This is a genomic window from Sporosarcina sp. G11-34, from assembly GCF_026931025.1.
The window spans coordinates 247793-269649 of the sequence record NZ_JAHNZW010000004.1; the positions used below are offsets into that span (position 1 = coordinate 247793).

At 40.4% G+C, this 21857-nt stretch carries 21 protein-coding genes; 9 read left to right on the forward strand and 12 right to left on the reverse strand.

Going from position 1 to position 21857, the window contains the following annotated elements:
* Window positions 1-374: 374 nt before the first annotated feature.
* From KSU66_RS07515 to KSU66_RS07535, 5 genes are read left to right on the forward strand one after another with little or no spacing between them, the layout of a single operon-like run.
* Entirely contained in the window at window positions 375-1739 is a 1365-nt protein-coding gene (locus KSU66_RS07515; protein WP_269050809.1) for a sigma 54-interacting transcriptional regulator, read from the forward strand.
* Between the two features lie 11 nt (window positions 1740-1750).
* Window positions 1751-3070 carry an aspartate aminotransferase family protein gene (locus KSU66_RS07520; RefSeq protein ID WP_269050810.1) on the forward strand — a complete coding sequence of 440 codons (1320 nt, stop codon included), beginning with the start codon at window positions 1751-1753 and terminating at the stop codon, window positions 3068-3070.
* 27 nt (window positions 3071-3097) lie between these two features.
* Window positions 3098-3895: a transporter substrate-binding domain-containing protein gene (locus tag KSU66_RS07525; protein ID WP_269050811.1), complete on the forward strand. Its 798-nt coding sequence runs from the start codon at window positions 3098-3100 to the stop codon at window positions 3893-3895.
* A gap of 27 nt (window positions 3896-3922) precedes the next feature.
* Window positions 3923-4582 (forward strand): amino acid ABC transporter permease, encoded by a 660-nt coding sequence (locus tag KSU66_RS07530; RefSeq protein WP_269050812.1) that lies wholly within the window; start codon window positions 3923-3925, stop codon window positions 4580-4582.
* On the forward strand, window positions 4575-5297 hold the full coding sequence (locus KSU66_RS07535; RefSeq protein ID WP_269050813.1) for an amino acid ABC transporter ATP-binding protein: 723 nt from the start codon (window positions 4575-4577) through the stop codon (window positions 5295-5297). Before KSU66_RS07530 ends, KSU66_RS07535 begins: the two co-directional genes overlap by 8 nt.
* A gap of 102 nt (window positions 5298-5399) precedes the next feature.
* Here the strand turns inward: KSU66_RS07535 and KSU66_RS07540 are convergent, their stop codons facing one another.
* The 3 genes from KSU66_RS07540 to fdhF all read right to left on the reverse strand — a co-directional run bounded on the left by KSU66_RS07540 (window position 5400) and on the right by fdhF (window position 9826).
* On the reverse strand, window positions 5400-6278 hold the full coding sequence (locus KSU66_RS07540; RefSeq protein WP_269050939.1) for a patatin-like phospholipase family protein: 879 nt from the start codon (window positions 6276-6278) through the stop codon (window positions 5400-5402).
* A 125-nt stretch (window positions 6279-6403) separates the two neighbouring features.
* Entirely contained in the window at window positions 6404-6886 is a 483-nt protein-coding gene (locus tag KSU66_RS07545) for a DUF1641 domain-containing protein (RefSeq protein ID WP_269050814.1), read from the reverse strand.
* 6 nt (window positions 6887-6892) lie between these two features.
* Window positions 6893-9826, reverse strand: coding sequence for a formate dehydrogenase subunit alpha (gene fdhF / locus KSU66_RS07550; protein ID WP_269050815.1), 2934 nt, complete (start codon window positions 9824-9826; stop codon window positions 6893-6895).
* Window positions 9827-10058: 232 nt separating this feature from the next.
* On the opposite strand from fdhF, the gene fdhD reads away from it, so the two are divergent.
* A complete protein-coding gene (fdhD, locus tag KSU66_RS07555) occupies window positions 10059-10847 on the forward strand; it encodes a formate dehydrogenase accessory sulfurtransferase FdhD (RefSeq protein WP_269050816.1) in 789 nt (262 codons plus the stop codon).
* A gap of 157 nt (window positions 10848-11004) precedes the next feature.
* On the forward strand, window positions 11005-11904 hold the full coding sequence (locus tag KSU66_RS07560; protein ID WP_269050940.1) for an urea transporter: 900 nt from the start codon (window positions 11005-11007) through the stop codon (window positions 11902-11904).
* A gap of 29 nt (window positions 11905-11933) precedes the next feature.
* On the opposite strand, the gene nadA is transcribed toward KSU66_RS07560, so the two are convergent.
* From nadA to nadB, 3 genes are read right to left on the reverse strand one after another with little or no spacing between them, the layout of a single operon-like run.
* Complete coding sequence (gene nadA / locus KSU66_RS07565; RefSeq protein ID WP_269050817.1) at window positions 11934-13043, reverse strand: quinolinate synthase NadA; 1110 nt, start codon at window positions 13041-13043, stop codon at window positions 11934-11936.
* A 12-nt stretch (window positions 13044-13055) separates the two neighbouring features.
* Window positions 13056-13898 carry a carboxylating nicotinate-nucleotide diphosphorylase gene (gene nadC / locus KSU66_RS07570; protein ID WP_269050818.1) on the reverse strand — a complete coding sequence of 281 codons (843 nt, stop codon included), beginning with the start codon at window positions 13896-13898 and terminating at the stop codon, window positions 13056-13058.
* The gene (nadB, locus tag KSU66_RS07575; RefSeq protein WP_269050819.1) at window positions 13867-15444 is read right to left on the reverse strand and encodes an L-aspartate oxidase; all 1578 of its coding nucleotides are present in this window, start codon (window positions 15442-15444) and stop codon (window positions 13867-13869) included. The genes nadC and nadB overlap by 32 nt, the downstream gene beginning before the upstream one ends.
* A gap of 102 nt (window positions 15445-15546) precedes the next feature.
* On the opposite strand from nadB, the gene KSU66_RS07580 reads away from it, so the two are divergent.
* Together KSU66_RS07580 and KSU66_RS07585 are read left to right on the forward strand one after the other, a co-directional pair.
* Window positions 15547-16698 (forward strand): IscS subfamily cysteine desulfurase, encoded by a 1152-nt coding sequence (locus KSU66_RS07580; protein ID WP_269050820.1) that lies wholly within the window; start codon window positions 15547-15549, stop codon window positions 16696-16698.
* Window positions 16699-16737: 39 nt separating this feature from the next.
* Window positions 16738-17274, forward strand: coding sequence for a transcription repressor NadR (locus KSU66_RS07585; RefSeq protein ID WP_269050821.1), 537 nt, complete (start codon window positions 16738-16740; stop codon window positions 17272-17274).
* A 302-nt stretch (window positions 17275-17576) separates the two neighbouring features.
* On the opposite strand, the gene KSU66_RS07590 is transcribed toward KSU66_RS07585, so the two are convergent.
* The 6 genes from KSU66_RS07590 to KSU66_RS07615 all read right to left on the reverse strand — a co-directional run bounded on the left by KSU66_RS07590 (window position 17577) and on the right by KSU66_RS07615 (window position 21772).
* Complete coding sequence (locus tag KSU66_RS07590; RefSeq protein ID WP_269050822.1) at window positions 17577-18365, reverse strand: SDR family oxidoreductase; 789 nt, start codon at window positions 18363-18365, stop codon at window positions 17577-17579.
* A gap of 34 nt (window positions 18366-18399) precedes the next feature.
* The gene (locus tag KSU66_RS07595) at window positions 18400-19092 is read right to left on the reverse strand and encodes an LrgB family protein (protein WP_269050823.1); all 693 of its coding nucleotides are present in this window, start codon (window positions 19090-19092) and stop codon (window positions 18400-18402) included.
* Complete coding sequence (locus KSU66_RS07600) at window positions 19083-19466, reverse strand: CidA/LrgA family holin-like protein (protein WP_269050941.1); 384 nt, start codon at window positions 19464-19466, stop codon at window positions 19083-19085. The genes KSU66_RS07595 and KSU66_RS07600 overlap by 10 nt, the downstream gene beginning before the upstream one ends.
* Before the next feature lie 136 nt (window positions 19467-19602).
* Window positions 19603-20592 carry a M23 family metallopeptidase gene (locus KSU66_RS07605; RefSeq protein ID WP_269050824.1) on the reverse strand — a complete coding sequence of 330 codons (990 nt, stop codon included), beginning with the start codon at window positions 20590-20592 and terminating at the stop codon, window positions 19603-19605.
* A gap of 128 nt (window positions 20593-20720) precedes the next feature.
* The gene (locus KSU66_RS07610) at window positions 20721-20894 is read right to left on the reverse strand and encodes a hypothetical protein (protein WP_269050825.1); all 174 of its coding nucleotides are present in this window, start codon (window positions 20892-20894) and stop codon (window positions 20721-20723) included.
* Window positions 20895-20968: 74 nt separating this feature from the next.
* A complete protein-coding gene (locus KSU66_RS07615) occupies window positions 20969-21772 on the reverse strand; it encodes a metallophosphoesterase (protein ID WP_269050826.1) in 804 nt (267 codons plus the stop codon).
* Window positions 21773-21857 lie beyond the last annotated feature (85 nt).

The following is a 21857-nucleotide window of genomic DNA, read 5'->3' on the forward strand; positions in this document are numbered from 1 at the left end:
ATTTGTAAAATGATCTTTTAAGCTTGTCCCACTGTTAGCCTATTCCTAAGGTAGATTGGTTATGCCGCTTTGATGGATTCGTAGAGTAACCATTTAGCAGTTTAATAAGAAAAACACAAAAAATCAGTCGTTTTCACGGCTGACTTTTTATGTTTCTATTTTGAAGACACTTTATAATTAACTGGCGATATTGCCTGATTTAAATATACTCATATTTGCATGACTATACACACCATAATTTTCAATGTTGCTATTTTCACGTGGTATTTTCTTTCAAATTTGCATTGCTAATCTTCAGTAAATAACGTACAATTTATTTACTTCTAAATAATTATTCATTTTTGAATAAATTGTTTTTTAGGAAAGGTGGTCGTATGACAGGATTTTTTTTACATCCCAATTCGAAAGAAGAAATTATCGATTCGTATGATGAAGATATCATCGTTACAAATCATGCGGGCTTCATTGTAAAAGCTTCACAAATTAGCGGAAGGCATTACGGACTAAAAGCCAAGGAACTTCTTGGAAAGTCTGTTTATGACTTGGAGAAGAAAGGTATTTTCTCCCCTGCCATTACACCGCTTGTCCTAGAACAAAAAAAGAAAGTAGTCGCCATCCAAACGACACCTTCCGGAGGAAAAGCGCTTATTACGGGCATGCCCTTTTTTAATGAGTTAGGTGAGGTTGAATTTGTCTTAAGCTATTCCTATGAGGTCGAGGAACTTTTAGTAATCCAGGAATATATGAAAGAACTTGAAAACGAGATGGCATTAGCAAAAGAAGAACTTTCGCTGCTTCGGAAAGAGCACCTAATGATTGAAGGCCTAACGATTGAAAACAGATCCACTCGGATTGCTTATGAAACCGCTCGAAATGCGGCTGCTCTAGATGTGTCTGTGGTCCTCTACGGTGAACCCGGAACCGGTAAATCGACGATGGCAAAGGTCATCCATAATGAAAGCGTTCGAAAAAATGGACCTTTCATTGAAGTCGACTGCGAAACGCTACCCGAAGCGATGTTTGAACGTGAACTTTTCGGCGGTGAGTTTGAACAAAAAGAAACTGGGCTGTTAACGTTATCCAATGGCGGGACTCTTTATTTAAAAGGCATTGATAAACTTTCATTACATCTTCAAGGAAAACTTGCCCATGTATTGAAAGAACGTAAATACATACCGTTTCATGGAGAAACTGCCCTTCCGCTTAACATTCGACTCATTAGTTCCTCTGAAAGTCTATTGACAACAGCGGTATCCGAAAAAGCATTTCATTCCGATTTATATTATTTGCTGCATATCGTCCCGATTCATTTAAAACCACTTCGGGAACGGAAAGAAGATTTAAGTGCTCTAATCTCAAACTATTTAACTCAATTTTCAACAGACTATAAAACTGTAAAAAACCTTTCAAACGATGTATTCAATCAGTTGATTCGTCTTGATTGGCCCGGAAATGTAGACGAGCTTAAAAACGTAATAGAGCGCCTCGTTGTACAAAGTAATACTCCAATCATCACGGCAAATGATTTACCACCAGAGTACCGAAATGAAACCGAGGATGATTTTTCTGTAATTCACCTTGGAGGTCGTACCCTTCCAAGTATTTTAGAAGATGTGGAAATGAAAGTGTTAAAAGATGCGCAAGAGCGCTACCGGACAACGACTGAGATGGCGAAATTTCTAGGAATCAGCCAACCTTCTGTCGTTCGCAAATTAAAAAAATATATAGAAACCGAATAGGGGGTTCTACTGTGCAAAACAATGTAACTAAAAAACAAGACTGGCTTCATATGGTCGACAACATCGGGAACTTCCTTGCACCAAGCATGGCAAAAGACCACCCGAACTTACCTGTTGTAAAAGCAGAAGGATGTTATTATTACGGAGCTGATGGCAAGAAATATTTAGATTTCACGTCTGGTATTGCAGTAGAGAACGTCGGTCATCGCCATCCAAAAGTTGTACAAGCGATCAAAGACAGCGCCGACCACTTAATACATGGGCCATCCGGCGTCATTATTTACGAATCCATCTTAAAACTGGCAGCGGAATTGCAAACGATTTTGCCGCCGAAACTTGATAACTTCTTTTTCGCAAATAGCGGTACAGAAGCGATTGAAGGCGCATTAAAACTTGCTAAATATACATCGAAACGTCCTTATATTGTCTCGTTTACAGGTTGCTTCCATGGCCGGTCAATGGGCGCATTAAGCGTTACAACATCCAAGAGCAAATATAGGAAGCATTTGCAACCATCATGGCTTGCCTATCAGTTGCCTTATGCACTCCCCGAGTACCTTCCGGAAGGAGCCGATCCAAACGTTTTCTTCCCGGAGAAACTTGAGCGGGATGTAAAAAAGTTGTTCGATCACCAAGTCGATCCAGAAGAAGTTGCTTGTATGATTATCGAACCAGTTCTTGGTGAAGGTGGGTACATCATTCCCCCAAAAGCTTGGCTGAAAAAAGTTCGTGAAATTTGCGACCGCCATGGCATTCTTCTTATTTTCGATGAAGTGCAAACAGGTTTTGGTCGCACAGGCGATTGGTTTGCAGCGCAGACATTCGATGTCAAACCGGACATTATGGCCATTGCTAAAGGGATTGCCGCAGGACTTCCGTTAAGCGCGACTGTCGCATCGAAAGAACTGATGGACCAATGGCCTCTTGGTTCTCACGGTACAACGTTCGGAGGCAATCCTATTGCTTGCTCCGCCGCCCTCGCTTCGCTTGAAGTGATGAAAGAGGAACGTTTGTTGGAAAATGCGACCGCGGTAGGTGCCTATGCAGTCAAACGCCTTCTTGAAATGAAAAAAGAGTATCCAATCATTCGAGATGTAAGAGGTCTTGGCTTAATGATCGGTATCGAACTTGGCAATCCCGAAACAGGCGAACCCGATGGGAATGCGGTAATGGATATACTAGATGCCTGCCTCCAAAAAGGTGTGCTCTTCTACTTATGTGGCAACTCCGGCGAAGTCATCCGGATGATTCCCCCACTCACGATTACAAAAGAACAAATTGACGATGGATTAGACATGTTGAATGAAGCATTAAAAGAGTATAAAAAATAAACCAATATAGAAATGGAGCGAACAATGATGAAAAAATGGTCAGGGATTGCAATCCTTCTTCTCCTTATGATGAGCGTGCTTGCAGCATGTGGAACAAAAAATGAAGAAGATGGTGAAAAAGCAAGTTCAGCAAATAAGGATTCCGATAAAAAGGTACTAACAATGGCAACTTCGGCGGATTATCCCCCTTTCGAATACGTTGACACAGCAGTAAGTGAGGAAATTATTGGCTTTGATATTGACTTAGCAAAAATGATTGCTGAGGAACTTGGTTATGATCTCGTAATTGAAGACATGGATTTCAACGGCTTAATTCCGGCGCTTCAAGCAAAAAGCATAGACTTTGTCATTGCAGGGATGGATGGAAATGATGAAGAACGGAAAAAAGTTATCGATTTTTCGGCCCCATATTTTACACCTACAAATTTAGTTATTACGATGAAAGATCTCAACATTGAAAAACCTGAAGACTTAGCAGGTAAAAAAGTTGGAGCACAAACAGCTTCCATTCAAGAAAAAGGTGCAGTTTCAATTGAGGAAACCTATGGCTATACAGTTGAAAGCCGCGATCGTGTCCCCGATCTTTTTCAAGAAATCAGATCTGGACATCTGGACGCAATCGTAATAGCGGATGCAGTAGCAAATGGATACTTAGATGCAAGTGAAGATCTATCAAGTTTTGAACTTCCAGTAGAACATAAACCAGCATTATCCATTGCATTTCAAAAAGGTAGTGCATTAACGGCAGAGTTTGATCGTGTGCTAAAAGAATTACAAGACAATGGAAAAATAGATGAATTATCTATTAAATGGTTTGGTAACTAATTCTTAAGAAAGTGAGGTGTTTAAGCCATGGATTTAGACTTCACTCAAATAGTTCCCTCGATTCCTTATATTTTACAAGGAATCGGGGTCACTCTAAAAATTGTCGGGATTGCTGCAATTATTGGTTTTATGATTGGTATTCTTCTTGCTTTATGTAAAATCGGCCGAATTAAAGGACTCAAATGGTTTGCGGATATCTATACGTCTATCTTCCGTGGAACTCCACTGATTCTCCAACTTCTTTTAATTTATTATGGGACGCCGCAACTTTTTGATATTAAAGTAACAGCTTACACCGCGGCTGTCTTAGCGTTTGGATTTAATTCGGGAGCGTACATTTCGGAAATTATTAGAGCCGGGATTTTAGCTGTAGACAAAGGCCAATTGGAAGCTTCGATGGCTCTTGGTATCCCCTATAAGAAAATGATGAAAGACATTGTGTTACCACAAGCTTTGAAAAACATTTTACCCGCGTTAATGAATGAATTTATTACATTAACGAAAGAATCTGCGATTGTTACTGTAATTGGTGTAACCGACATTATGCGAAGAGCCTATATTGTAGGTGGTAGTACATATCGTTATTTTGAATCACTTATCTTCGCAGGTGTAATCTATTATCTGATGGTAATTGTGTTAACACTGCTTGGTAAATTGGTTGAGAGGAGGATGAGAAGAAGTGATTAAAATCCAGGATCTTCGTAAAAGTTTCGGAAAGAACGAAGTATTAAAAGGGATTTCAACGACGATTAAAAAAGGTGAAATTATAGCGATTATCGGTCCTTCGGGTTCCGGAAAATCAACATTTCTTCGGTGCATCAACCTTCTCGAAACGCCAACAAGCGGACATATATGGGTAAAAGAGGATGAAGTAACAAATCCAAAAGTAGATATTATGAAAGTAAGAGAGCAAGTTGGAATGGTCTTTCAACAATTTAATCTCTTTCCACACAAAAATGTGCTTGATAATATTACGTATGCACCGATGATGGTGAAAGGTTTACCTAAGAAGGAAGCAGAACAATTAGGTCGAGAATTACTGAAAAAAGTAGGCCTTTTAGAAAAAGAGCAAGAACATCCCGTTCGATTATCTGGCGGTCAAAAACAACGTGTCGCTATCGCAAGAGCGTTGGCAATGTCTCCTGAAATGATGTTGTTTGATGAACCAACCTCTGCCTTGGATCCTGAAATGGTGAAGGAAGTGTTGGAAGTTATCAAGTCATTGGCGGTAACAGGTATGACGATGGCTATTGTGACACATGAAATGAACTTCGCAAAAGAAGTTGCAGATCGCGTGTTGTTTTTGGACGATGGTCAATTAATTGAAGATGCTCACCCTGTTGAATTTTTCTCATCGCCTAAAAGTAAACGTGCACAAGACTTTTTGGAGAAAGTCTTATAGGCAAATTAATTCAGAAAAGACCAGTAACTTGGCCGGATAGTAATCCGCTTAAGTTACTGGTCTTTTTGTCTAGATTTTTCTCGGTTCTTTTCTCTTGGCTCCTTACCATGTTTTCAGAAATTTTGTTGCACGACTCCGCCCTGTTGCCATTAGATCATTTTTGGTTTCTTCATCAAGATCAAACTCAGTTGCGCTATGACCGGCGGTTGGAATGAATATAATATTTTTTTCGTGTTTCCTAGAAATATATTTTTCATCATGCGCGTTTTTCATCGTTGAAAAAAGAGCCTCAAATAAATTCAAGGCATTATCAATTTTTCGCCCCGGCATTTCTTCGGAACTACTACTTAACTTCACTCCGAGGATTGGGCGTTCTTTCTTCCCCATCGTATCTTCAAATATCCACATCGGAAAATTGCTTAATACCCCACCGTCTACAACAATTGTTTCCCCAGATCCAACGAGCATTTTTACTGGTTCAAAGAAAAATGGAATGCCACAGCTCATCCGTAATGCACGCGCGATTGGAAAACTTGCTGCTGATATTCCATAACGCTCTAAATCGTCGGGGAAAACAATTATTCGCCCATTCGTTAAATCGGAAGCGATAAGTTTCAATGATCCGGGTGGTAAATCAGAAAATGAATAGACGCCTTTAGCCGCTAACTTATCCAAAAACCATTTCTCTAAAGCTTTCCCTTGATACAAACCAAGTCGCCAATACAGAAGAATCCACTTCATGGACGGTAGCCGAAGTATTGTTTTACGCGGATCCAAAAGTGAAGGTATGTCTAACTCATCTAGGATTACCTCAATTTCCTTACTTGTATACCCAGCAGCTATAAAACTTGCAATAATGGCTCCAGCACTTGTTCCGGCTACACGTTGAAAGCGATACCCCTTTTCCTCCAACACTTGATACGCGCCTACTAACGCAAACCCTTTCAAACCTCCCCCTGAGAACACGCCATCGATTACTATTTAAAACCTCTCCTTTCTCATGCCCTGTTACACTGTAAGAAGAACGAGAGGTTATTAGAACAAAAAAGTCACCGTTCCACATCATTCATGTGAGACGGTGACTTTTCATCCTTCCAATCAAACAATTACCTTTCATCCAACCCTTTCCCCATTCCCTTTAAGAAATGGAGACCGAATTGAATGGCGCGGTTCACATCAGGATCCTTTAATGATTTCATCAAATCAAATACACTGATTGTTTCATTGTTTCCCCCATGTAATTCTATTTCATGAAGTCCGCTTTTGACGCCCGCCGCAAGCTTTTCTGTTACTTCCGGATCAATGGATGTCAACATCCCCGATGCATTTAATACATGATTAACTAAATTCGTTATCGGTTCACGCGATGCTTGATTGACAGCAATTTCTGCGATGTCTTCTTTCGCCTTTATCATCGCTTGAACCGCATCAAGCACACCAATATCGTTCAGTTCTCCGGTTATTTCAAGAATCTTGTTAATCGCTTGCTCCTGTTCGGCGATTAGCGACTGCAGCTCTGCCAGTTTTTCTTGTTCGGTTTCAGCAGATGTTAATGCTTTCAATTTAATAGAAGTAATTGGTGCCGCCATAGAAAATCACCTTTCTTTATCTGTCGTTAAGTGCACATATCCCGGTTTTGCCCATTTCCGCTCTACTTCAACGCCATTTTGTGGGTGGCGTTTTTTGTTACGGTGGTTCGACTTTGGCAACGGATTCGTCCCGTCTCTTTGAAGTACTTCCATACGCACTTTTGTTTGTTTAAATGCAGGTGTATTCGTGCGCTCATCTACCGCTGGACCCGTTAAAAAGTTAATGGCCGATTCTTTTTCAACGGAATTCATTGGCAGAAATAGTTCATTTTCTTTCACTCGATCGGTCACAAGGGCAGGTAATTTCAATGCCCCGTATGGGGAGACTAACCGGACGAGTGAACCGCTTAGCACCCCTCGCTCTTTCGCAAGTTCAGGCGATACTTCAACAAAAACTTCCGGTACCTTCGACTGGATACCCGCTGATTTATTCGTTAAATTGCCTTCATGGAAATGTTCAAGTAGTCGGCCATTATTAATATGAAGATCGTATTCTTCTGGAAATACCACAGGCTCTACCCAATCAGACAGAGCAAACCGTGCTTTTTTATCCGGGAAATTAAATCCATCTTTATATAATAACTCCGTGCTTGAACCATCTAAACTACCCCATAAGAAGCTGTCCCAGCCCTCCATCACACTGTAATCTGCTTGACTGAATATCGGTGATAGACTTGCCATTTCCGCAAAAATTTCGCTTGGGTGGCTGTAATTCCAGTCTGCACCGAGTCGGTTAGCAACTTCCTGTACAATCCACCAGTCCGCCCGGGCATTGCCCATTTCGGGAAGTGCTTTATACAAACGTTGCACGCGTCTTTCTGTATTTGTAAATGTGCCGTCCTTTTCCAGCGAAGGGACAGCCGGCAAAATAACATCAGCATATTGGGCCGTTCTTGAAAAGAAAATATCCTGCACAACGAGGAAATCTAACTTCGATAGCACATCATGCACATGATTTGCATTTGAATCGACAAGCGCCATATCTTCACCGACAATATACATCGCCTTCATAATTCCTTCATCAATTGAGTGAAGCATCTGGATATTATCAAGACCAGGCTTATCATCGATTTTCACACCATATGCTTGTTCAAACTTCTGACGAGCTACGTCATCCGTCACATGCTGATAACCCGGTAACCACCCGGGAAGTGATCCCATATCACAAGCACCTTGAACATTGTTATGCCCACGAAGTGGATACGCACCTGCACCAGGACGTCGGTAGTTACCCGTAGCTAGCAGCAAATTAGAAATAGCCGCGGATGTGTCCGAGCCACCGGTGTTTTGCGTAACACCCATCCCCCAAAGAATGCATGTCCCATCCGCATCACGGATCATTTCAGCGGTTTCGATTAACGCGCTCTTCGACACCCCCGTAATTTTTTCTGCGTAATCTAATGTGTACATTCCAAGCGCATCTTTAAATTCATCGAATGAATTCACGTTTTCTGCTATAAAATTCGCGTCATGCCATCCCTGATCAATCATATATTTGGTTACCGCCATAAGCCATACTTGGTCTGTACCTTGCTTTGGACTTATAAAAATGTCCGAGCGTTCGGCCATTTCGTGTTTACGTAAATCAGCAACAATCAGTTTTTGTCCGTGTAACTTATGCGCACGTTTTACACGTGTCGCAAGAACCGGGTGTCCTTCGGCTGGATTTGCGCCGACGATTATGACGAGTCCAGCTTTAGCGATATCTTTAATCGTCCCTGCGTCCCCTCCCATACCGACCGTACGGAACAGACCATCCGTCGCAGGTGACTGGCAGTAGCGTGAACAGTTATCGACGTTATTCGTTTCAAAAACTTGACGTGCAAGTTTTTGAATGACATAGTTTTCCTCATTCGTAATTTTCGATGAGGAGATAAGCCCGACACCGTCTTTACCGTGCTCTTCTTTAATTGCACCGAGTTTTTGCGCAACAAGGTCAAGCGCTTCTTCCCATGTCGCTTCCACAAAATCGTCGCCTTTACGAATGAGTGGTGTCGTAATCCGCTCCTCGCTGTTGACAAAGTCCCATCCAAATTTCCCCTTTACACAAGTTGAAATCGCATTGACCGGCGCATCGGAGACAGGCTGAATTTTTAATATTTTACGGTCTTTTGTCCACACTTCGAACGAGCAACCCACACCACAAAATGTACAAACCGTTTTCGTTTTCTTTTTCCTCGTATCACGCATTGCTGCCTCTACTTCAGAGACGGCCATAATGCCACTGTATCCCGGCTCTACGTCTTTAATAAGATCAATCATTGGCGTCATAATTTCCTCTTTAATGTTAGTCATAAACCCAGCTTCACCAAGCATCGATTTTTCCATGAGCGCATTACACGGGCAGACAGTCACACAATGCCCACATCCTACACAAGATGAGTCATTAATTTTTGCGCCCCCATCCCAGAGTACGATTGGACGATCCCTTTCCCAGTCTATCGATAACGTTTCATTCACCTGTAAGTCCTGGCAGACCTCTACACACTGACCACAAGCAATGCACTGATTTGGATCGTATCGGTAAAACGGATGCGTAAAATCAATACTACTTGTCGAAGATTTCGGCTTATAAGGATATTTCTGATGTTCAATTTCCATCATATCGACGGTATTATGAATTTTGCAATTGCCGTTATTATTGTCGCATACCGTACAGTACAGCAGATGATTTTCTAAAATTCGGTCCATCGCTTCTGTTTGGGCTTCTTTGGCATCCCGAGAAGAAAGTGATATATTCATGCCGGAAACTGCCTTCGTTGAACAGGCACGTAAAAGTTGTCCATCCACTTCGATAATGCATGTATCACATGTTTCAATTGGGTCTACTTCCGGCAGATAACAAATTTGTGGATGTTCAATTTTATGCTCATTAATCACCTGAAGTATCGTCATCCCGTCCCGGAAATCATAATTTGATTCATTAATTTTTATAGACATGAAAGAACCCCCTTTAATGATAAAACAACTGTATATTTAGCTCACTAGTTTCAAAGTATCCTTTACAAGTCCTACCAAGTGATTGCATCATCTATGCTATTATTATAGGTGACATTATAAGAATAGACAATGTCTTTAGATAATTGAAGAAATCGGATATATTTGTATGTAGGCAATAGGTAATTTCAAAACCCTCATTTATAAATGAGAGCATTGGAAAGGAGAAGATTTGGTGGAGCAAGTAAAGAACCGAACCATTTTACGGTTTTCAAATGACCATTTTGAACAAATACAAGATAGTATCGTGGTAGAACATCCCGTAACGATTAAGATAAATGGCAATGAGTTTATGACAATCGTATGCACCCCAGAATATATCGAAGACATGGTCGTTGGCTTTTTAGCATCTGAGCGAGTCATTGGAAAGTATGAAGAGATCAAAAAAGTATGGGTTCAGGAAGAATTGGGATTTGTCCACATCGAAACCGATAAACTATATCCATTTTATGAGAAACTACACAGCAAGCGTTACATTACGTCATGCTGTGGAATGGGCCGGCAAGGATTTGTATTTGCAAATGATGCACTTACAGCGAAAAAAATGACGAGTACAAGCGTAACATTGACGCCAGAAGAATGCTTTACTTTAATGAAGGAAATGGATGATTCAGCTGAAATGTTTCATCATACTGGCGGCGTCCATAATGCCTCCCTATGTGATCAGAATGGGATTGTACTATCAAGAATGGATATTGGACGTCACAATGCGCTTGATAAAATATACGGCTATTGTTTAAAGCACAACATTTCAGTCCACAACAAAGTGATTGTTTTTAGCGGACGGATTTCATCAGAAATATTATTGAAAGTAGCAAAAATTGGCTGTGAAATCATTCTTTCCAAGTCGGCACCGACTAACCTAGCTTTGGAACTTGCCGAGGAACTAGGGATTACAACGGTCGGTTTTATCCGCAACAACTCATTTAACTTGTATACGCATCCGGAACGAATTATCATCTAATGAGGTTAAAATCCTAATTGGAATATTTTTGTTGTTATTTCCAACCATAAATGTGGTACATTAATATTCACAAGATTATTCGTTTGTCCGAAAGGCGGTTTTTCATATACAACTAGTTAACAAGGAATCCTTTCAATTAAATAAAATTTTAACGCTGATATCCTCCTCTTTAAAGGGGTTTTCTCAAGTATTATTAATTAATAATGCAATAACCGGGGTTATTATTTTAATTGGAATAACGATCCACTCGCCTTTACTAGGACTCATTGCTTTTCTTTCAGCCATCGTCGGTACGTTAACCGGAACGTATATCGGTGGAGATAAAGCGAAAATTCAGGAAGGTATATACAGTTTCAACGCAATTTTAACTGGAATCGCCGTCATGTTATTTCTAACGGATGATTTTCGTTGGATAAGTGCATTACTTTTTGCGGCAGGTTCTTCTGTAGTTATGTTCTTATTATCAAAACCATGTACAAAATGGAAAATCCCAATTTTAACAGTGCCGTTTGTTGGTGTTACTTGGATTGGACTTTTAATTTCCTATAATATAAAAGCGATGCATATCAACCCAAACTTTGTAACAAGTTCCCCAGCACAGTGGAATTTGCCAATCGAAGGCAGGCCTACGTTAATTATTGGGCTAATCAAAGGAATTGGAGAAGTTTTCATTATTGACTCCATTTGGGCAGGCTCCTTTATCCTTGTTGGTTTGTTTGTTGCTGGATGGAAATTTGGAGTTTACGCAATTATTGGTACACTCGTCTCATGGATTACTGCTTTTTTTATAGGTGCCGACATCCAGTCACTCAATCTAGGGTTATATAATTATAACGCTGTTCTAACAATCATTGCTGTAAGCATCGTACTCAATAATCACACGAAAACATCTCCTATATTAGGAATTCTAGCCGCCGCGTTGACTGTCCCCGTGACTGCGGGATTGGAATTGCTGCTTGTTCCAATGGGGCTTCCCGCCTTAACGTTTCCATTTATAGTTTGTAGTTGGCTGTTCCTAGGTGCAAGAGCTTTTTTCAGGAACAGTAAAAGAGCGTGATCTGATATGGATCACGCTCTTTTTATTTCCTATGTTCGTTCTAACATTCGCTCCAATGCAGTTATCGCATCATTTGTTGTTTGTTCATCTACGATGATTTGATTGACCGCCTCGCCATTTACAATGCCTTCTAAGCACCAAAGTAAATGCGGAAGATCAATTCGGTTCATTGTAAGACAAGGACACATATGCGGATTTAATGAGATAATATGTTTGTCCGGATGTGCTTGGATGAGTCGATTTACTAGATTCATTTCTGTTCCAATTGCCCACTGGCTACCAGCCGCCGCGTTACTGATGATATCAATGATGTTTTTTGTAGAGCCACTGTCGTCTGCAAGTGCCACGACTTCACGCGGGCATTCCGGATGGACGATAATGCGCATTTCCGGATACTCGTTCCGAATGTCAATTGTATTTTGGACGCTGAAACCTTCGTGTACGGAACAATGCCCTTTCCACAAAATCACTTGAATGTCTTCAAGTCGCCCCTCATATTCCAATTTGTCGTGTATTGGGTCCCAAACGGCCATTTCTTCAAGTGGAACGCCAATATCGAACGTCGTATTTCTTCCGAGGTGCTGGTCTGGTAAGAAAAGGATTCGTTCTTTTTGTGTAAAAGCCCATTTCACCATGGCATGTGCATTGGACGATGTGACGGTCGCTCCCCCATTTTTACCAACAAATGCTTTAATTGCTGCGGTTGAGTTGACGTATGTTAAAGGAACAATTGTCTCTCCGAAAACATTTTCAAGCGCTGCCCACGCTCGATTCGTTTGGAAAATATCCGCCATATCGGCCATTGAACATCCCGCACGCATATCAGGTAAATATACTTTTTGTTGATTATTCGTCAGAATGTCAGCTGTTTCCGCCATAAAATGGACCCCACAAAATACAATATGTTCTGCTTCTTTATTATCCGCGCACATTTGAGCCAGTTGCAAGGAGTCACCGGCCGCATCCGCAAATTGAATGACATCATCCCTTTGATAATGATGACCTGGAATGAAAAGCTTATCGCCAAGCTGTTCTTTGATTTCAAGAATACGTGTTTCCATTTGCTCCCTTGTTAAGTCACGATATATTTCCGGTAGCGTCCCGCTTTTTTGCTCTTCAAAATAATGTAAGATAGACATGTTCATTCCCCTTCACCTGTTATTTAATGAAACGTTTGCACTTATATCAAAAGCCTGCACAGAATGCGTTAAATAGCCTAAAGAAATATAGTCAATGCCTGCAAGTGCATAGTCACGAATCGTTTCTTTTGTAATCATTCCGGATGCTTCAGTAATAATTGAATCCGGTACAATCTTCCGCCATTCTAAAATTTGTTTCGGTATGCAGTTGTCAAACATAATAATATCGGCACCGGCTTCGATGGCTTCTTTTAATTGCTCAAGTGTTTCAATTTCGACTTCTACTTTCACTGTATGGCCGACGTTCTCTTTTACTGTTTGCACCGCTTTTGAAATCGAACCGGCAAAGGCTAAATGATTATCCTTTAGCATCACCGCATCATATAATCCGTTGCGGTGATTGAAACCGCCACCGACGCGAACCGCATATTTATCCAGCATGCGAAGTCCAGGCATTGTTTTTCGTGTGTCGCAAATTTTTGTATTTGTCCCTTTGATCCGCTGAACGACTTCGTTTGTTTCCGTTGCAATTCCACTCATTCGTTGAATTAAATTAAGAAGAACCCGTTCGCTTTTCAATAAACTATGGACAGATCCATTTGCAGTTGCGATTATTTCCCCTTTTTTTAAAGGGTCACCGTCCATTACATGGCAAGTAACCGTTGTTGCTGGATCCACGACATGTAAGCATTGTTGAATGACTTTTTTTCCACAAAAAACACCATCCATTTTTGCAATAAGATTCATTTCACCTTCGGCGGTTTCGGGAAAAAGAAATTCACTCGAAAGATCCCCGTCCCCAATATCTTCAATATAAAATTGCTCAAGCATGGATTTTAATTTTATGTCGTTCATTGATCCGTCTCCTCATTTCTATCCCGTTGATTGATTGAAAAATATGTACCTCTTTCCACTGCTCGTTTTCAAAAGGAAAGTCTTCTCGAATGTGCGCCCCCCTACTTTCTTCTCTTAAAAGGGCAGCGTTTGTTACAAGTTTTGCCGTCTGAAGCATGAACAGCACTTGGACTTCTTCAATACTGTATTGGTCAAGAGAAGGAATCGATTCGTCATATTCACTTAACCAAGCCTTCAATTCTCTCAGTTCTTTCTGAGTCCGGATGATCCCGGCTTTGGACATTAGAAACATTTGAATATCTTCTTTCCTTGGTAAAGTTAACTTCTTGTTCGTAGCCGGTTTATTTTCTACTGAAAATACGCCGAATTCCCTATTCACTAGTCCATTCAAATGACTCGCTACTTTTTTTCCGTAATGAAGTCCTTCTAACAGTGAGTTACTCGCAAGCCGATTTGCACCGTGAACCCCCGTAGCCGCTGTCTCTCCAATAGCATACAATCCATCGATTGACGTCTGTCCTACTGAATTCACTGCGATGCCGCCCATTAGAAAATGACAACCCGGTGCGACGGGGATTTTTCCATTGGCTAACGAAATTCCGCTTGCTTCGCATAGGACCGTTATCGTTGGAAACTTCATTTCAAAATCGGAAATCATAGCTATATCAAGAAATACTTCATTGCCGGCTGCACGATTTTCAAATATTTCCTTGGCCACAATATGTCGCGGTGCTAAATCTTTTTGGGGATGCTTACCATCCATTAACGGCGTACCCGATGCATTAACCAACCGACCTCCTTCACCCCTCACCGCTTCGGAAATTAACCCATGGGTTTTGCCATCGACATACAAAAGCGTTGGATGAAACTGAATGAATTCCATGTCGACAATGTCCGCACCTGCACGGTACGCTAATGCGATGCCATCCCCTGCAATTGTTGAATCATTGGATGTGAACGTAAATAAGCCACCAATCCCACCGACTGCTAAGACAACGTTATTGCAATAATACGAATGGTTTTCGCCATTTTCACCTTTCGCCTGGACGCCAATGCATCGATTCGTGTAGGGATGAAGGATTAATTCGTATACAAATTGGTTTTCAATGAGTTCAATATTGGACTGAATGGTTAAAAATAAATGGTCCATTAGATGTTTTCCGGTTGCATCGCCACCACAATGAAGGATCCGTTTTTGACTGTGGGCGCCTTCCATACCAAGTGACACTTCACCAAAGTTATTTGCATCGAACATGAAACCTTGATTCTTCAATTCCTCCATAAGGGGAGGACCATTTTTAACGAGATTCCAAACCGCTTGTTCGTTATGAAAGGAACAACCTGCCCGAATTGTATCTGTAAAATGAATGGATGGATTGTCGCCTTTTGCTACAGCTGCTGCAATTCCACCTTGCGCTCGATATGAATTACTCGCTTGCCGTTTGGACTTTGTAATAATTAGCACACGAGATTCTGTGTTAAGGTGCTTCGCAAGTTGCATAGCAGCGATTCCACTTCCGATAATAATGCAGTCATACGTTTTCACATGAATCCTCCCTCATCTGAAGTGTCTTGACACCTATCTTTACATATTTCTGTTTATATGACAAGATGAAACTATTAATATTTTTTTGGGGAGGAAAATTCATTGAATTATTTTGATTATGCAGCTTCGACACCCCTTCATTCAGAGGCGGCGCTCGTTTATACGAAACTTTCAGAGTCATGCTATGGAAATACAAGTAGTTTACATGAAGTGGGTGCGATGGCTCAAAATATGTTGGCGCATTGCCGAGGAGAGTTCGCGGATATGCTACGAGTGGAGTCAGCCGGAATTTATTTTACTGCAGGAGGTACGGAAAGTAATTTACTTTCAATTCTTTCACTTGCAAAAGCAAACAAACATAAAGGAAATCACATCATTACCACATTAGGTGAACACCCTTCCGTTGATTCCGCCCTTGAATATTTAAGGGAAGATGGATTCACGATCACAAAGATTCCATTTACGCAAGACGGATTTGTCAATCTTGATTTATTCAAAAAGGCAATCACAGATACTACGATTCTTGTGAGCGTACAGCATATCAACCCCGAAATCGGAACGATTCAGCCACTTAAGGAAATATCAAAAATAGTAAAAGAACACGACATTCTTCTTCACAGCGATTGCATTCAATCTTTTGGGAAGGTCGATTTACAATCCGTTGCTAATCTTGTTGACAGCTTAACAATTTCTGCACATAAAGTGTACGGACCAAAAGGTGTTGGAATGGCATACATCGATCCAAAACACCGCATTGTCCCCGTTTTCCCAGGATTGGTTCATGAATCTAGATTTAGAGGGGGTACGGTCAACGTTCCTGGAATTGCTGCATTTACGACGGCCGCAAAGATGAGTCAGCACAATAAAGAATTATTCACAACATTTCGGAATGCATTTTCAGATAAAATCAAACCATTTTCTGAACTTTTTACGATGTATAATTGTGACGACAAAGACAAACAACTCCCTCAAATCGTCGGGCTTCGAGTACATCATGTCGAAGGCCAACTCATGATGCTAGAGTTAAACAGGCGCGGCTATGCCATTTCAACAGGCAGCGCTTGCCAGGTCGGCCAACAAACATCTTCAAAAGCGATGATGGCTTTACAAATTGAACCGCAAGAAGCAAAAGAATTCATCCGAATTTCTTTTGGAAACACGACAACATTAGAAAGTGTCCGTGCACTGGCCGATTGCCTCATTCAAGTAAGACAACAATTCCACCGAACAACTGCAACCATCGAATCTATATGATAAAATGATAAATAGAAGCCACGCAAGGAGTGAATATAAATGAATCGTAATGAAAAAATACTCGGAGATGCGCGGCATCAGCTACTAGTCTCCACTTTAAAAGGGGCTAGCGCACCCATTTCCGGTCGGGAACTCGGACTTTTGACGAATGTCAGTCGACAAGTCATTGTCGGCGATATCACGTTACTAAAGGCAAAAGGGGAGCCGATTATGGCGACGAGTCGGGGCTATGTCTATATGCACCCACAAACTGAACCAAAAAGGATCGAGAAAATTATCGTTTGTAACCACACTTCAGACCAATCCGAGGAAGAGCTAAATATTCTTGTGGATCACGGCATTACTGTGAAAGATGTTAAAATCGAACACCCTGTATACGGTGATTTAACCGCGTCTGTCATGGTCTCCAACAGAAATGAAGTGAAGGAATTCATCGAAAATATTCAAAGGACAAATGCTACGTTTTTGTTGGAATTAACCGAAGGAATTCATCTACATACAATTATTGCGGACACTGAACAGGAAATAGAAAATGCAGAAAATGCATTAAGAAAAGCAGGTATGCTTGTTGAGTGAGAGGTTGGATCAATAATTATCCATAATCCACGCTTCGGCTACAACCCGCAAAAGACGTCTACGCTGATTTTTCCTAGGTATTCAAGCACAGGCCCGCTGGATGTTGCACCATCTAACGGGTCTAAAAGTATTAAAGTGAATCGGCTTCGTAATTCCCGGTCCTCGTCCCTTGAAGGTTCCAAATTTAAAAATAAGTAAGTGACGAAACAAAAGTATTGAAGATAAAATGGGCTATTTTGGAAAACAAAAAAAGATCCAAAAGTTTTCATTTTGGGTCTTTTTATATAATTCTTTATCTATTTTCAGAGTGATTTAACGCTTCCACCATCTATCAAAAGCGAACTACCTGTAATATAAGAAGAAACGTCCGACGCTAAAAAGGCCACCACTTTACCAAATTCACTTACATCCCCATACCTGCCTAGGGGTATGCTTTTTTTCACGTTTCCTTCAACTTCTTCAATAGAAATCCCCAACTTATCCGCGCGGGTTTGATTTAGGCTAAGTAATCGATCCGTCGCGATGCTACCTGGAGAAACGGTGTTTACGAGAATATTAAATGGTGCTAATTCTTGAGATAGTGTCTTCGAAAGTCCAACGACACCCGGCCTAAATGTATTAGAAAGAATCAAACCCGAAATCGGTTGCTTCACGGAAGAGGACGCCAAATTGATAATTCGACCGGATTGCTGTTCTTTCATTCTCGGAACGACTTCACGAATAAAGCGAACAAAGCTTAATAAATTCAATTCAAATGCATGATACCAGTCATCATCGCCCATTTTATCGAAATCACCTGCGGGAGGGCCCCCAGCATTGTTTATCAATATATCTACTTTACCGAATTTTTCATTCGCGAAAGCAATCGCTTTTGTTATGTCGGCTGATTTTGTTACATCACAAACTACGTACTCGACCCGACCCTTCGCAACTGCTTCAATTTCTCGTTTCGCTTGGATCAAATCTTCTTCGGACCGACTAGATATAATTACATGGGCGCCTTCTTTTGCCAACTCAAGGGCACACCCTTTTCCTAACCCTTTACTTGAAGCGGAAATAAATGCTACTTTATCTTTAAGTCCTAAATCCATATAAAATTCCCCCTCCGATTTTCAAAGTATTCATTTATAAATAAAAGAGCCAAGCAATAAACGGACCTATTATCGAACCAATGATTGCCGAAAGTGTCATGGCAATGGAACTTACGGAACCTTCCCCCTCTCCTAATTCAAGCGCTTTTGACGTTCCAATTGCATGCGATCCTGTTCCTAAAGCAATTCCGCGTCCAATCGTTGTCTCTATTTTTCCCCATTTCATAAGATGGGGACCAAATATAGCACCCGTAAAACCTGCGAGCATTACAAAAACGACAGCTAAAGAAGGGACCCCACCCAACCCCGATGCAATCTGAAGAGCTACTGGTGTTGTGATGGATTTGGGTAAAATCGTTAAAATGATTTCCTTTGAGAACCCAAAGATTTTCGCAAAAAACATGCCACTTACCATACCAACAAGAGACCCAATAAAAACGCCGGCAATAATAGGAAACATATTCTGTTTCAATAATTCACGTTGTTTATACAACGGAATTGCCAAAGCGACAACCGCCGGCCCTAACAAGAAATCAATCCATTTGCCGCCAACCATATACGTTGCATACGGAATCTTAAACATCACTAATAGAACGATAATGGAAAAAGTCGATGTTACAATGGGTAATAAAAAAGGAAAATGAAATTTAAAATAGAAAAAGTTCATCACGAAATAAATAACGACTGTAACGATAATAATTGCTAGAGACATGAATACTATTTGCATGGCGACTGTTCCTTTCCCTTTTCGGATCTACGGGAAAAGTATTGGCTAATATGACCCGAAATTACAATTGTTAGGAACGTACTTATTACTGTAATTAAGATTAAAAGGATTCCTTTCCCTGCAAATACATGCCCATAATTCATAGCCCCTACTGTTGCGGGAACAAAATAAAGTGGTAAAAAACTAAGTAGAAAATGTGCCCCCGTATCAATCCAACTTAACGGTAAAACTTTCAAAAGGAGAGATGCCCATAATAATAATAGCCCAATTATACTTCCTGGAAGTGGTAATTGAAAAAAGTCATGAAGCCCATCTCCTGCAAGAAAAAAGCCGTATAGAAGGAAAACTTGAAGGAAAACCTTTAAATACTTCATATGCAATTTTATTTCCTCCCTACAAAAAATAACCGTTTTCCTCGAAAGGATTGACGGTTATTTTTGACATTAGACCTGTCGCTCTTTCCAAACTCATTATACAGAAAAATCGACATAGTTCCAATAGTTTTTCCTTTTATTTAGTTGCGTTTCGATCCTGCTGTTCCCATATCCGTAAATAAGGGAATGGATCAAAAGCCCATTCTGTCCTTCCATTGTATTTGTACATACCAAAATGAAGATGTGGTGGAAAGCGTCCTGAGGTTCCTTCTTTACCATACCCGGAACTCCCAACCCACCCAAGAACAGTTCCTGGCTCGACAATATCGCCTTCTTTTACTTCTTTATTATAACCAGACAAATGGGCATAATAATGATACGTATTGTGAATATCACGGACGCCTACTCGCCAACCCCCAAAATCATTCCAGCCCATTGCCTCCACTACTCCGTATGTCACTGCCCTCACGGGGACACCATAAGAAGCAAACAAATCAGTACCTTCATGTATTCGGCGCCCTCCCCAGCCTCTTCCAGCTCCCCAAGTGCTTCGATAGCTGTAGTTATGATTGACTGGCAATGGAAAGACACGTTTATCTAAGTTTAATGTTTGATAATGACTGTACAACTTGGAGATTGCCATGATTTGCTTGACTGTATCTTCGTTTTCGTAGTAATTTTTTATTGCTTTTTTGAAATCATTTTCTGTATAACCATAGCTAGCTAAATAAGTAGCCATTGTGTATAGTACATCATCGTCATTATTTGAATCAGCAATCCCATCTTGATTTCCATCTTGACCAAGTCCACCAAAAAATGCGATAGATGCTGGAGATGTATCTTCTATATACGGATTAAGAATACCTAGCCAAAACTCATCTGAAAATTGAATAGCAATTGGACCTTCTTTTTTCGGTATATCACTTCGTACTTGTTGAATATTACGTTCGAATTGATCTACAGCTGCTAAGTAATACCAAGGCAAAGTTACACTAGAATATTTCATATAATATTCCATGCGCTCTTCTAATACTTCTTCTCTTGTCGGTTGTTCTTCGGCCGCAACGACAGAAGTTAAAAAAAGGAAAAAAACAACCACAGAAAACGATGAACGAAACCAGTACATAATAAGAAACACCATCCTTTGTAGGTACAACGAATAGGTTTCCCAAATTATATTGTTTCATGAATGTTTTTCACTAAAAAACCGGCAGAAGCATAAAGCTTCTACCGGTCGGTAATGTCTATCCATTTTTAAAAACGATTTTTTCGGTCATTCTTTTGCGTTTTATCTTTTTTGTTTGGGTCTTGCAATTGATTTAGATCAAACTCCGTACCAAATTCTTCGCGCATTTTCTTCGGGTCTTCATTATTATTTCGATTTTGGTTCGTATTTTTGTTTTGGTTTTGGTTTTTATTGTTAGTCATGGATAATCACCTCCGTGCTCGTTAATATGTGCACCAATTCTTTTTTTAAACGTTGGTAATAGTTTACAGTCAAATTAAATTTCAATAACCTTGATTGTTGAATGAATTTCTTCACGTGGTGATGCACTGTTCCATTCATGTGGGTAATACCCAAGTGGATTACAAATCACTTCAATTCCTTTATAAAATTCATGAAATCTTGTATGAATATGACCGAATATATATTTCTTCACACCGTATTTCAATGCCAATTCCCCAAACTTGTGACTCCCCATCATTGAATTAAAAAAATCCCAACTTGGGTCACCTTTAGTTTGGACAAACTGTGAAAAAGGGACTGTATGTGTGACCATAATGATGTTTTTTCCCAAACTTTCCTTTAACCAACCTTCTAGTTTTTGGACATATCGATTGGTCTCTTCTATATCTGTTCCTGGCCAATGTGCGTAGTTCTTATCAGGCCAGGTGAAATTATTCATCGTCCCAATTGCAAATTGTTCGGTTGTGTATTCTTTCATGCCAAAGCTGTAATCGTACCAACCACCATCTCCAACAATAACCCATTCATCCGTTAACTGAACGGGACCATTCCCCAAGTTACCTGTAAACTGTAATAATATATCGTTTGCATCCGCAGAGTTTTCAGCGTAAACATCATGGTTACCATGTACAAATAATATTTTTGTATGAGTGCAAGCAGTTTGGAGCCGATTTAAAAGTGCAAGCGCTTTTTCAGGACCCGCAGTCATATCGCCACTAATAACAAATACATCGGGCATATGACTTTCAATCCACTCAATAATTAATTCCAAAATATCAACCTTTGTATACTTCCTGTTCAAACCTTCATGAATATCGGACAACATAGCAATTTTCACATATATCCCCTCCAAATAATCTGTTATTATTAGTATGGATCTTCCACGACTGAAGTCACGGATGTTCTTGGCTTAATTATAAAGG